Source organism: Actinomadura sp. 7K507 (assembly GCF_004348425.1).
In the GTDB taxonomy this organism is placed as follows: Bacteria; Actinomycetota; Actinomycetes; order Streptosporangiales; family Streptosporangiaceae; genus Spirillospora.
In genome coordinates, this window is sequence record NZ_SMKK01000261.1 from 1 (window position 1) to 12,256 (window position 12,256).

The window sequence follows — 12,256 nt, forward strand, 5'->3', positions numbered from 1 at the left end:
GGCGGGTGGCGGGCCGGGGACCTCATCGACGGCCGGTACGAGGTCCTGGAGATGCTCGGCCAGGGCGGTATGGGCGTCGTGCACCGCGTCCGGCACCTCGGCTGGGACGCCGAACTGGCCGTGAAGTCCCCGCGGCCCGAACTGTTCCGCGGCGGGGCGGGGCATGAGCGGTTCGTCGCCGAAGCGGAGACCTGGGTGTCGCTCGGGCTGCATCCGCACGTGTGCACCTGCCACTACGTCCGCACCCTCGGGTCCGTCCCTCGGGTGTTCGCCGAGTACGTCGAGGGCGGCAGCCTGCGCGACCGGATCGATGACGGACGGCTGCACGGCGGCGATCCGGACGAGGTGATGCCCCGGATCCTGGACGTGGCGATCCAGGTCGCGTGGGGCCTTGAGCACGCGCACGGCCGGGGGCTGGTGCACCAGGACATCAAGCCCGCCAACGTCCTGCTCGGCCAGGACGGAACAGCGAAGATCACCGACTTCGGGCTCGCGCGGGCCGGTGAGATCGCGGGCTCCGGTTCCGGTGCCGCGTCCGGATCGACCCTTCTCGTCGAGGGCAGCGGCGGGATGACGCCCGTGTACGCCTCACCGGAGCAGTTCGCGCGCCGGTCGCTGGGGCGGCGCAGCGACATGTTCAGCTTCGGGGTCACCGTCCTGGAGATGCTCACCGGCCGGGTGGCGTGGCCGTTCGGTCCTGCCGCGGCCACCGCGCTGGCCGACTGCCTCGCCGGGGCCACCGGCATGGCCGTGCCGCGGATCCCGCCGGACTTGGCCGCGCTGCTCACCCGCTGCCTGCGGAGCGAGCCCCGGCACCGCCCGCGCACCATGGAGGAGGTCTCCGACGGGCTCACCGCCGTCTACGAGGCGCTGACCGGGCGGGCCTACCCTCGTTCGAAACCGCGCGCCGCCGACCTGCGCGCCGACGAGCTCAACAACCAGGCCCTGTCGCTGCTCGACATCGGCCGGTCCGCCGAGGCCGAGCGGGGGTTCGCCGAGGCACTGGCCGCCGACCCGCGGCATGCGCCGGCCGCCTACCATCTGGGGCTGCTGCGGTGGCGGCGCGGCGACATCGACGACGACGCCCTCGTCTCGAACCTGGAAGCCCTCCGCGCCGACACCGGCGACTCCTGGCGGGCGCGGTTCCTGCTCGCCCAGGTCCACATGGAGCGCGGCGACCTGGATCCGGCGCGCGAACTCCTCGACGGGGTGGAGCGGGAGCAGCCGGGCGAACCGGAGGTCCGGGCGGCGTCGCGGTCCGTCCGGTCCGACCGGCTCACCGACGCGCGCTGCACCGGCACGCGCGAGACGGCCTGGTGCGCGGACCCGCCGCCGCGGACGAGGCTCCCGCTCCGCCTCAGCGCGGACGGCCGGCTGGCGGTGAGCGGGGAGGCGGACGGCACGGTCCGGCTGTGGACGTCGAACGACGCGCGGTGCCTGATGACCCTCCCGGGGCACAGCGGCCTGGTGCGTTCCGTCGCCGTGTCCGCCGACGGCACCCGGGCCATCTCCGCCGGTGATGACGAGATGGTGCTGCTCTGGGATCTGGCCCAGGGACGTCCTGCGCACACCTACACCGGGGTCAAGTACGCCGGCGTCTCCATGAGCGCCGACGGCGCCGTGGCCCTCTACTCGTCCTACGACGGCCACCTCCAGGTGATCGACACCCGCAGCGGACGGGTCACCCAGAAGATGCGGGTGCGCAAGTGGGGGTCGCCAGGGGCGTCCATCAGCCCGGACGGCCGCTGGGCGGTGACCCTGGACGACGAGGGCCCCCGGGACGACATCCGCGTCTGGGACCTGGCCACCGGCGAGTGCCGCCACGTCCTGCCCCTGCCGGGCAAGACGGGCGGCTTCGGTTCCTTCAGCACCGACAGCCGGTTCGCAGCCACCTACACCGGCTCCTTCCCCGACGACGTGATCGGGATCTGGGACCTGTCCACCGGCGACCGCGTCCGCGTCCTGAAGGGCGCCCGCTCGATGGGCGTGATGGCGTTGAGCGACGGCGGCCGGTTCCTGGTCTCCGCGTACGGCGCCCGGCTGCACTTCTGGGACGTGAGCAGCGGCCGCTGCGTCCGGACGTTCATCGCGCACCGCGGCGGAGTCCGCGACGTCCTGCTGAGCGCCACCGGCCGGGCCGCGCTGTCGATCGGCTCCGAGGACGGCAGGATGCGGAGGTGGCGACTGCCCCACGGCGGGCACGTCGCCGCACCGAGCCTGAGCAGGCCGCGCCCGCACACCGAACTGAGCGACTCGGACGCCGCCGTGGACGCCATGGTCGCCGACGCGGAGCGGGCGCTGGCGGAGAACCGGCCCGGCGCCGCACTCGACCTGCTCACCCGCGCCAGGGCGGTACCGGGCCATGAGCGCGAACCACGCGTCATGGCCCCCTGGCACGAGCTGGCCCGGCGCACGCACCGGACGGGGCTCCGGGCCGCGTGGGTGTCGGCGGTGCTGACCGGGCACACCCGCGACGTGGCCGCCGTCGACGTCGGCGCCGACGGGCGGCTCGCGGTGTCCGGCGGTTCGGACCGCGCCGTCCGGCTGTGGGATCTCGACTCCGGTACCTGCGTGCGCACGCTGGCCGGCCACCGGCAACCGGTGACCTCGGTGTGCCTGAGCCAGGACGGACGCCGGCTCCTCTCCGCCGACCAGCAAGGCGCCGTCCGGCTCTGGGATGTGGAGACCGGGGAGTGCCTGCGTCTGCTGACGGATAACCTCTCGCTGCTGGATCCGGCGCGGTGGAAGCAGGTCGAGGTCCACGAATACATAGGCGTCGACGATCCGAACGCCCCGAACGGGCGCGTGGACGTGCCGATGGAAGCGGTGTTCGGCGGCGCGCACGCGCGGTTCAGCGCCGACGGGAGGCTCGCGGTGGTCGCCCACGCCGACGGCCTGATCCGGGTCTGGGACCTCGCAACCGGCGGCGAGGTGCGCGCCATCGACACGGTGGACTTCAGCGAGGAAGGCCTGTCGGCGACGGACGTCGGCGTCGACGCCCTGGTGGTCGGCGGCGACGGCCGTCTCGTAGCGTCCGGCCACGGCGGTTCGGTGCGCCGCGGCTCTTCGGTGCGGCTGTGGGACGCGGCCGAAGGCCGCCGCATCGGCACGCTGCCGATGGAGCGGGTGGACGGAGCGGTCTTCCGGCCCAGGGTGACCGCCCTGTGCGTGAGCGCCGACGGACGGCTCGCCCTGGTCAGCGACAACGTCTCGTGGAAGCTCGTGCTGTGGGACATCACGACCGGGAAGTGCCTGCGGGAGCTTGAGACGGAGACCGGCTGGGCGTTCGACGCCCGGTTCATCACCGGCGGCCGCTTCGCGGTGACCGCCGAGATGAAGGGCGTCCGTGTGTGGGACGTCGGCAGCGGCGAGCCCCTGCGGACCCTTGACCCCCGTGAGGGGAACGGCGTGCGCTGCGTCGCGCCGAGTCCTGGCGGGGGCTTCGTGCTGGCGGGTTACTCGGACGGCTCCCTCCGCCTGTGGGAGCTGGACTGGGAACTGGCCGTCCCTGATTCGCCCTAGCCGCCCGGCGCGGATCGCCAGGGGCGTGTTCTACGGATCTTCACCGTTCCCTAACACCCGGTTCGGGATGCGGCCGGTCCTCGACTTTAGCTTTTCGGAGCCACACAAGCTCCGATACCGAGGTTTTGATGTCGCTGCGCCATGTTCTGACAAGCCTGGTCCTGGTGCCCGTGATCGCCTGGCCCACCGCCGCCCACGCATCGCCCGACCGCAGGCCCGACAATGGGCCGGGCATACCGCCACAGAAGACCCATTTCGATCTGCAGGCGCACCGCGGCGGCATCGGCATGACGACGGAAGGGTCGCTGGAGGGCTTCGCCAAGGCGATGCGCCTGGGCGTCACCACGCTCGAACTGGACACCCAGGTCACCAAGGACCGCAAGGTCGTCGTCACCCACGACCGGCAGGTCAGCCCCCAGAAGTGCCGTGACACCGCGCCCGTGAAGCACGAGGACCCGATGTACCCCTACGTCGGGAAGTACATCAAGGACCTGACCCTGGCCCAGATCAAGACGATGGACTGCGGATACCAGCGGCTTCCCGGCCACCCGGAGCAAGAGCTGATCAAGGGCTTCCGGATGGTGGAGCTCAAGGACGTCTTCGACCTGGTCAAGAGGTACCGCGCGAGGCAGGTCAAGCTGAACATCGAGACCAAGATCGAGGCGGGCGCCCCGGAGGAGACGGCGCCGCGGAAGCTGTTCGTCCGGCGGGTCTTCCAGGAGATCCGCGCCTCGGGCATCGCGCGGCAGGTCACCGTCCAGTCCTTCGACTGGGGCGCCCTGAAGGAGATGCACAGGCTCGCGCCGTCCTACCCGCTGGTGGCGCTGACGAACTACGACTTCCTGCAAGTGGGTCAGCCGGGCAAGTCTCCGTGGCTCGGCGGGATCGACGCCGACGACTACGACGGCGACTTCGTCAAGGCCGCCGCGGCCATTCCCGGCGTGAAGGCGCTGTCGCCCGTCTACGGCTTCCCGCAGAACGGCGAGATCGGCGACCCGGGTTTCCGGTTCTACGTCTCCAAGTCGATGGTCCGCCGGGCCCACGCCCGGAAGCTGAGGGTGATCCCGTGGACCACCAACGACCCCGCCACCGTTGAAGCGCTCATGGACATGGGCGTGGACGGCATCATCACCGACTACCCGAATCGCGTCCGGCAGATCATGGCCGACCGCGGCATGCGCCTGCCCAAGGCGCATAAGCCACGCTGAGGGCAGAGCGATCACGCTGGGGCGGCACCCGGTTCGACGGCGTGGGCGACGTAGACGGTGTTGGCCGCGGTGCCGCCCTGGATGGGGTTGGGGAACTCGACGACGTGCGCTGCCACGTCGGTGAAGACCTCGCGGAGCAGGGCGGTGAAGCCGTCGTCGGGTGGGTCGTTCGACCAGAGCGCGAAGACTCCGCCCGGGTGGATCTGCGCGGCGAGGCGTGTCAGCGGCTCATGTTGATAAAACGAGGCGTTGCCGGGGTCGAGGACGTGGCGTGGCGAATGGTCGATGTCCAGCAGGACGGCATGGAAGCGGGCGTCCCGGTCCCTCGGGTCAAGCCCGGTCGAGGCCATGGCGAAGAAGTCGCCCTGCACCAGCCGGCACCGGTCGTCGGTCGCCAGCCGCTCCCCCAGGGGCACCAGGTGCGCCCGATGCCATTCGATGACCTCGGGGAGCGCTTCCACGACGACGAGGGAACCCACCCGGGGGTCCTCCAGGGCGGCGTGGGCGGTGTATCCGAGCCCGAGACCGCCGACGGCGACGTCCAACGCGTCCCCCGGGGTGGCGGCCAGGCCGAGCCGGGCCAGTTCGATCTCGCCGGCCGTCCACAGGCTCGACATCAGGTACTCGTCGCCGAGCTTGACCTCGTAGACCTGGACGCCGAGACCAGGGTGGCGGCGCCGCCTCAAGCTGATGTCGCCCAAGGGCGTCGCACGCCAGTCGAGCTCTTCGAACAGTGCACCCATGGGCTCAAATCCTCCTGGTCAAGCGGGCTCAGGTTCCGACGTGTCGAGCAGGACGGCCATCAGGAGGGTGGAGCGCAGGGAGCCGTCGCGGCGGCGGTAGTGGTTGCGGCGCAGGCCCTCGACCTCGAATCCGGTGGAGACGTAGAGCGCGATCGCGCGGGCGTTGTCGGTCCAGGCCTCCAGCTCGACCTTGTGCGCTCCCTGCGAGCGGGCGTGTTCGAGGATGGCCTCCAGCAGCCGGCGTCCGCCGCCCCGCCCGCGGGCTTCGGCGAGGATCGCCATTCCGAGCGTCAGCACCCCGGACGTCCGCGTCTCGCTGACGCTGGCGTTGCCCAGAACGCGGCCGCCGTCCTCCAGTACCCACATCGCGGAGGGTCCCTGGCCTTCGATCAGCTCACGGAAGCGCTGACCTCGCACCTCCAGGTCGACCGGCGGCTCGGTGCCGAGCGTCCCCTCCTCCGCGACGGTGGCCAGGACGTGCGCCATCACATCGATGTCGTCGACCGTCGCCCGCCGTACCTCCATGACGCGAGCATCCCACGAGCCGGGACGCATGGGATCGGTGATCCGGGGTAGGCGATAGGGATCCGAGTGTGAGGACGGTCATGGGAACCTTCGTCTACCGCAATGGCCCGGAGTCCGACGTGCCGCTCGACAGCGCGGTGGCGTGGACGCGGGCCGTGGGCGGGGAGTCCAACCCCGACCACCCGGACCAGGGCAGCACCACCGGTACCACGCCCAACGACGTCTTCGTGGGGCGGATCGCCGGTGACGACGTCGGCTACTTCGAGGAGACCGGCGCCGAACGCCGCGCCTTCGCGGAACTCGACCGGTCGCGGGACGCCTCCGCGTCGTCGTGATCAGCCGATCTTGGAGTCGCGGGATTCCCAGTACGGGTCGCGGAGCTGCCGCTTGAGCGTCTTGCCCGAGGGGTTGCGGGGGATCTCCTTGATCCGGTCGAAGCCGCGGGGGGCCTTGTAGGACGCCAGGTGCTCCCGGCAGAAGTCGCGGAGCTGCTCGTCCGTGACGGCGTCCGACGCGACGATCGCGGCGTGTACGGACTCGCCCCATTCGTCGGATGGGACGCCGAACACGGCCGCGTCCGCCACGGACGGGTGGGCGGTCAGGACGGCCTCGATCTCGGCCGGGTAGATGTTCATACCGCCTGAGATGATCATGTCGCTGCGGCGGTCGCAGATGTAGTAGAAGCCCTCCTCGTCGCGGTAGGCGATGTCGCCGACCGTGAGCCATTCGCCGTGGCTGGCGTCCCGGTACTTGCCCTCGTCCTTGTAGTAGTCGCTGAAGGTGGCGCTGCCGCGGACGTACAGGTCGCCGGGCACGTGCGGCTCCTCGACGGGCCGCCCCTCCTCGTCGAACAGCGCGATCTCGACTCCGGGCGCGGCCCGGCCGCAGCTGCCGGGCTTGCGGAGCTGGTCCTCGGGACGCAGGATCGTGTCGACGCCGAGCTCGGTGGAGCCGTACACCTCGAACAGCGAGCCTTCGCCGATCTTGTCGATGTAGCGGCGCTTGAGCTCGAACGGCCACGGCGCGGCGTTGGCGATCAGCCGCTTCATCGAGGAGAGGTCCCGGCCGCGGATCGCCTCGTCCGGTAGGTCCACCACGCGGCGGATCGGCGTCGGCGCGGAGAACGTGGTCGTCACCCGGTGCCGTTCGACGAGGTCGAGCCAGCGCTCCGGGTCGAAGTGGCGCATGACGACCACGGTCCCGCCCAGGAGCTGGACGATCGTCATGAACGCCTGCGGGCCGGAGTGGTAGAGCGGGCCCGTCGTGAGATAGACGTCGTCGGGCACGTAGCCGATCTCGCCGACCAGCCCGAGCACCAGCGTGAGGTCGATCTGGCCCCGCACGACGCCTTTCGGCTTGCCGGTCGTCCCCGAGGTGTAGAACATCGAGGTCCCGGCGGCCGGATCGGTGCCCTGGGCGGCGGGTTCTGACTCCGGGCTCGCGGCGGCCAGGGCGTCGAGCGAGGAGGCCCAGTCCGGCGCACCTTGGGCCGCGCCCCAGACGAGCCAGGCGCGGACGGTCCCAGCCTGCCGCGACGCCTCTTCGAGCTGGGGCGCCTGCTCGACGTCGAACACCACCAGGGCAGCGTCGGCGTTCTCGACGACGTAGGTCGCCTCCTCCGCGCTGAGGCGGTAGTTCAGCGGAACCCCGACGGCTCCGCATTTGCGCAGCGCCGATATCAGGGCGACGACCTCGGTGCTGTTGCGGCCGCACCACACGACCTTGGTGCCCGCCTTGACGCCGTGGTCGATCAGCACGTTGGCGTACCGGTTCACGAGCGCGTTGAACTCGGCGTAGGTCAGGCGGCGTTCGTCCTCGATGAGCGCGGTCTTCGCCGGATTGGCGGCCGCCTGCGTCGTCAGCGGGTCCTCGACGGGCTCGGTCATCGTCCTCGACCTCCTGGTCGCCGGTTCGGGCCGCCGCCGTCGCGGCGGCCCGCGCTTCAGATGGGTCGTTCTGCGAGGGCGCGCTCCAGCCGCTGCTGGGCGCGGGCCGCCTGCCGGGCGCGGTAGGCAATCGGCATGTAGCGGACGCGTTCGGGGAGCAGTGGCGTACTCCGCCCGATGGCCTGCCCGGCCAGGCGCAGCAGGCGCTCGTCCGCCGCGCTCCACGACAGCCCGAGCTTCTCGCGCGCCGCCTTCGGGAGGGTGCCGACCGTGATCAGCCGTCCGAGCCGTCCGCCGGCCGCGCTCAGCGGGGCGACCGCCGGCCGCAGCGGCTTCGGGACGTTGGGCGGGACCTGGTCCATCTGGGCGAGGACCTCGTGGGCCACCGGGTGGGGGACGAGGGTGTTGGCCACCATGTCGTCGAAGTAGTCCCAGTAGTCCGGGATGGTCGCCGGCAGCATCCGCTCCGGCACTTGCAGGATCCTGCCGAGCTGGAGGAACTCGTCGAAGATCTGCTGTTCCTCGTCCTTGGTCATCGGTGCGGGAGCGAAGTACTTCGACGCGGTGACGGCGGCGTAGAAGCCGGTGAGGTGCACCCACGCCCATGGTTCGGCCGACAGCGCGTGGTGGCGCTTCCCGTCCTCGTCCACCGCGCTGAGCGGCTTGTGCATCTCGCGGAGCCGCCTGCCCTCCTCGATGGCGGTGCGGCCTCCGTAGACCCAGGTCTGGACCGAGGCGAAGCTGCGTGCGGCGCGTCCGAGCGGGTCGGTGCGGAAGCTCGACAGCCGGTCGACCACGGTGCCGATCGCCGGATGCATCACCTGGAGGATGAACACGCCGTTGCCCGCGATCGCCGACGTGTAGAGCCCCATCTGCTCCCACATGAGCGAACCGGGCCCGAACGGGACGGGTTCCTCGCGGCGTTCGTGCTCGGCGGGCGGGCTCGCGGGCGTCCCGTCGGTCACCGTCATGTGAACGACCTCCTGACGAAAGCGACTCACTTGTAAGCTAACCGCCAATAAGGGGTCGCTTACAAGGTCGCGCACGGAAAAATGCCCGCCGTCCGCAGGCGGGTCCCTGTGGACGACGGGCACGGGTGGACGGCGGGCACGGGTCCCGCGCTGCCGCTACTTGTGGCGGGCCGTCTCGTAGGCGGCGCAGCCGATCAGTTCGAGGGACACCTGGAGCCGCTGCAGGCTGATGTTCTGGGCGATCGTGTCCTCGGGGGTGTGGTACAGCGGCTCCAGCTGGCTGGGCGCCTCGTTGCCGCGCCAGCTGAAGTTGGCCGCCGCGATGCCGCGCTCGTAGAAGGCCTCGTGGTCGCTGGAGCCGCGCGCGACGGGCCCCTGGACCTGGTCGACGTAGCCGAGCCTGCGCGCGGCGGCGTTCACCGCGGCCGTGGTGGTGTTGTCCGCGCCGTCCACCGACAGCAGCCAGTACGTCTCCGCGGGCGGATGGCTGGTGGCGACCATGTCGCTCTGGAAGCAGCCGGTGATCTGCTCGACGCCGGCCTCGTCGAGCCCCTGCACGTAGTGCCGGGCGCCGATCAGGCCGTACTCCTCCGAGCCCCACAGGCAGATGCGGATCGCCTGCTGGGTGGGCAGCCGCCGCAGGACGCGCGCCAGCTCCATGCACAGCACGGTCCCGCTGCCGTCGTCGTTGGCGCCGGGCGAGCCGGGGACGCTGTCGTAGTGCGCGCTGATGACGATGGCCTTGCCCGTGGGGTTGGGCAGCGTCGCCTTCCGCTCGGCCAGGACGTTGTACGAGGTCAGCCCGGAGTAGTGGGTGACCTCGAAGGACAGGCGGCGGGCGCCCGCGCGGATCCGCTCACCGTGGTACTCGGCCAGGCCCAGCACCGGGATCGCGACGGGCTCGTCCAGGTTCGGGGTGAAGGAGCCGGGCTTGCGCTCGGGGTAGGTCTCCGAGCGCGCGGCGATGATGAGCGCCGCCTTCGCGCCCGCGTCCGCGGCGGCCTTGGCCTGCTCGGTCTCCATGCCGGTCACGCGGTCGAACAGGACCAGCTTGCCGCGGACGTCGCCGGTGACCTCGGTGACGCGGCCCACGTCCACGACCGTGCCGTGCACGGAGTCGACGGCGCCCTGCGGGGAGGCGCTGCACTGCCAGAGCCGCTCGCCCTTGGCGCGGATCTCCGCGAGGTACTTGTCGGCGACCGGGAACGGCTGCAGTTCGACCTTGTAGCCGAGGTCGCGCAGGTACCCGGCGATGTAGCGGGCGGCGCGGTGCTCGGACCGGGTGCCGGCGATGCGCCAGCCGATCTCGTCGCTGAGCACCCTCAGATGCCGCAGAGCGCGGCGGGCGTCGACGCGGGCGACCACGGCCTTGTCGCCGGCGGCGAGGGTGGGTGGCAGGGCGGCTCCGGGACGCTGCCGGGTCGCGGCGGCGGCGGTGCCGGGGAGCAGGCCGACGGTCGCGAACCCGGTGAAGGCCGCGACTCCGGCCAGCAGGTCACGGCGTTTGACCTCGGACATGGGCGTCTCCTCAAGGAGATAGGGCCGCGCCCGCCGGGCTCGGATCGCGAGCGTGTGACGGACTGCGGCACGACAAGGAACTATGCCCCCGTTTGAGGTGAATCTACGAACCCGCCCCCGCGCCCACAAGAATGGCTTGACGCTCCGCAACGGAATCGTGATCAAGACCAGCGAAGTTGATCAGCGTGGGTGAAACAGCGGCACATTATGCGTTCCTTCTCGGGACGGCTTGGTGATCACGCCTGCTGACCTGGCATTTCAGGTTTCATTGCCTAAAAACGGCAGATGGGCGCCGCACGGCACGCGGAACGCGGCGCGCCCGGCGGGTGGGTGGGGCGGCGGGGCTGGTTCAGCGGGACGCGAACGCCACCTGGGCGTCCCGGTCGCTCTCGGGCAGCTGGCCCGCCGGTACCGGCGACCACGAGGCGAGGATGCCGGGCAGCCCCGGAACCGACTCGATCACCTGGCGGGCGGTCGCGTCGGTGTGCCGGAGGAACTCCAGATGGCGGACGGCGTGCGCGGCCACCTGCGCGGTCCGCGGCCGGTCCGGAGACGGGCTCGCCGGCGCGTCACCGCGGGCCAGGGTCCGGCCGGTCAGCGGCACGGCCGCGAGGTCCGGCCGCGGATCGGGGCAGCAGGCGTAAGTCAGCACCACCCGCCCGGCCGGCTCGTGCCGCCAGCTCGTCGAGTGCAGCAGGTGCGCGGCGGTGTCGCGGGGCAGGGCCAGCAGGTCCCGCGCCACCGCGTCCGGATGCCGCGCACCGCCCAGTTCGCCGGTCAGCGCGCGGAACGCCAGGCCGCCGTCGGCGGTCACCCGGAGGGCGATCACCTCCACCACGACTGCGGCGGCCTGTTGCGAGTCCATCGCAACAGCATGCCACGCGCAGTACGGTGGTCGCACCACCGCCCTCTCATGACCTGGCCTGACGCCAGCGGGTGCCGTCCTCCGTGTCGCGCAACTCCACCCCGGCCGCCGCGAGCGCGTCCCGGACGGTGTCCGCGAGCCCGTAGCGCCCGGTGGCGCGCAGCTCCGCACGCATCTGGACCAGCGGTTCCACCGCGGGCGCGAGGGCGTCGCGGGGATCGGCCAGCCCACGGCCCGCGGCCTGGCCGAGCCGGACGACCAGGCTGCGCATCACGTCCCTGGCCCATTCGGTGCCGCCCTCGTCCTCCTCGGTGTCCCCCGCCCACTCGGCCACGGCGGCGTCGATGTCCAGCACGGCCCGCACCAGTGCCTCGGCGTCGCCCTTGCGGACCCCCTCCTCGAAGCGCCGCTCGCAGCCGACGACGGTGTCGCGCAACGTCACCGGCGACTCCGCCTGCTGTTCGCGCTCGTCCCGTGGCCGGGCGGCCTGTGCCGCTTCACCGCGCACGAGCGCACGAAGGTCGGTCAGGCTCACCGACTCGCCGGCCGGGACGACCGCGCTCTCCCCGCGCCGCCGGACGGTCATGACGCCCCGTCCGCGCACCTCGACCAGATCGCGGCCCGCGTCGATCACGGCGGCCGTGTGCTCGTCCAGGCCGAGAACCGCCGCGTCGTCCGGAAGCTCCCGCTCCAGCAGCCGCAGCCGCCGCTCCCCCAGATAGCAGTACCGGGTGTCGTGCGTGCCGCCCTCGGCGTTGTCGTAGTGCGGGATCATCGCGACCTTGAGCCCCAGGTGCCGGAGGACGTCCAAGCCCTCCAGCCACTGCGGCCACGTACCGGCCTTGTAGATCTCGTAGACGGGCAGCGCGAACGCGCCCAGCGTGCACGCCGCCGCCGACGCGAACACCAGCGCCGCCCGGCCCGTCCGCACGTGATCGCCCAGGGCCTCCCCGATCGGCCCGCCCCGCCACTGCGCCAGCGCGTACGACGGGCTCCCCGGCCCGGCGAACACCCAGTC

The 12,256-nt window shown here is 71.8% G+C and carries 9 protein-coding genes and 1 pseudogene; 3 read left to right on the top strand and 7 right to left on the bottom strand.

Going from position 1 to position 12,256, the window contains the following annotated elements:
• Together E1285_RS37990 and E1285_RS37995 are read left to right on the top strand one after the other, a co-directional pair.
• Nucleotides 1-3,522 (top strand): serine/threonine-protein kinase (locus E1285_RS37990; protein ID WP_132159441.1); only part of this gene is annotated, 3,522 nt, incomplete at its 5' end.
• A 128-nt stretch (nucleotides 3,523-3,650) separates the two neighbouring features.
• A complete protein-coding gene (locus E1285_RS37995) occupies nucleotides 3,651-4,730 on the top strand; it encodes a glycerophosphodiester phosphodiesterase family protein (RefSeq protein WP_132159442.1) in 1,080 nt (359 codons plus the stop codon).
• Between the two features lie 11 nt (nucleotides 4,731-4,741).
• Here E1285_RS37995 and E1285_RS38000 read toward each other — a convergent pair whose 3' ends face one another.
• On the bottom strand, nucleotides 4,742-5,473 hold the full coding sequence (locus tag E1285_RS38000; protein ID WP_132159443.1) for a spermidine synthase: 732 nt from the start codon (nucleotides 5,471-5,473) through the stop codon (nucleotides 4,742-4,744).
• 18 nt (nucleotides 5,474-5,491) lie between these two features.
• Nucleotides 5,492-5,998 carry a GNAT family N-acetyltransferase gene (locus E1285_RS38005; RefSeq protein ID WP_165966925.1) on the bottom strand — a complete coding sequence of 169 codons (507 nt, stop codon included), beginning with the start codon at nucleotides 5,996-5,998 and terminating at the stop codon, nucleotides 5,492-5,494.
• An 80-nt stretch (nucleotides 5,999-6,078) separates the two neighbouring features.
• Here E1285_RS38005 and E1285_RS38010 point away from each other — a divergent pair, with 80 nt between their 5' ends.
• Nucleotides 6,079-6,333, top strand: a complete 255-nt coding sequence (locus E1285_RS38010) for a hypothetical protein (protein WP_132159445.1) — start codon at nucleotides 6,079-6,081, stop codon at nucleotides 6,331-6,333.
• Here E1285_RS38010 and E1285_RS38015 read toward each other — a convergent pair whose 3' ends face one another.
• From E1285_RS38015 to E1285_RS46015, 5 genes and pseudogenes are all read right to left on the bottom strand, one after another.
• A complete protein-coding gene (locus tag E1285_RS38015) occupies nucleotides 6,334-7,884 on the bottom strand; it encodes an AMP-binding protein (RefSeq protein ID WP_132159446.1) in 1,551 nt (516 codons plus the stop codon).
• 56 nt (nucleotides 7,885-7,940) lie between these two features.
• A complete protein-coding gene (locus E1285_RS38020; protein ID WP_132159447.1) occupies nucleotides 7,941-8,855 on the bottom strand; it encodes an oxygenase MpaB family protein in 915 nt (304 codons plus the stop codon).
• Nucleotides 8,856-9,011: 156 nt separating this feature from the next.
• Nucleotides 9,012-10,373, bottom strand: a complete 1,362-nt coding sequence (locus E1285_RS38025) for a M28 family peptidase (protein WP_132159448.1) — start codon at nucleotides 10,371-10,373, stop codon at nucleotides 9,012-9,014.
• A gap of 349 nt (nucleotides 10,374-10,722) precedes the next feature.
• The gene (locus E1285_RS38030) at nucleotides 10,723-11,238 is read right to left on the bottom strand and encodes a hypothetical protein (RefSeq protein ID WP_132159449.1); all 516 of its coding nucleotides are present in this window, start codon (nucleotides 11,236-11,238) and stop codon (nucleotides 10,723-10,725) included.
• 46 nt (nucleotides 11,239-11,284) lie between these two features.
• A pseudogene (locus E1285_RS46015) lies at nucleotides 11,285-12,256 on the bottom strand (hypothetical protein); the annotation flags it as partial.

Excerpts from the sequence above, each read along its gene's own strand:
- E1285_RS37995 (WP_132159442.1), top strand. The coding sequence starts at position 3,651 with ATGTCGCTGCGCCATGTTCTGACAAGCCTGGTCCTGGTGCCCGTGATC.
- E1285_RS38000 (WP_132159443.1), bottom strand. The coding sequence starts at position 5,473 with ATGGGTGCACTGTTCGAAGAGCTCGACTGGCGTGCGACGCCCTTGGGC.
- E1285_RS38005 (WP_165966925.1), bottom strand. The coding sequence starts at position 5,998 with ATGGAGGTACGGCGGGCGACGGTCGACGACATCGATGTGATGGCGCAC.
- E1285_RS38010 (WP_132159445.1), top strand. The coding sequence starts at position 6,079 with ATGGGAACCTTCGTCTACCGCAATGGCCCGGAGTCCGACGTGCCGCTC.
- E1285_RS38015 (WP_132159446.1), bottom strand. The coding sequence starts at position 7,884 with ATGACCGAGCCCGTCGAGGACCCGCTGACGACGCAGGCGGCCGCCAAT.
- E1285_RS38020 (WP_132159447.1), bottom strand. The coding sequence starts at position 8,855 with ATGACGGTGACCGACGGGACGCCCGCGAGCCCGCCCGCCGAGCACGAA.
- E1285_RS38025 (WP_132159448.1), bottom strand. The coding sequence starts at position 10,373 with ATGTCCGAGGTCAAACGCCGTGACCTGCTGGCCGGAGTCGCGGCCTTC.
- E1285_RS38030 (WP_132159449.1), bottom strand. The coding sequence starts at position 11,238 with ATGGACTCGCAACAGGCCGCCGCAGTCGTGGTGGAGGTGATCGCCCTC.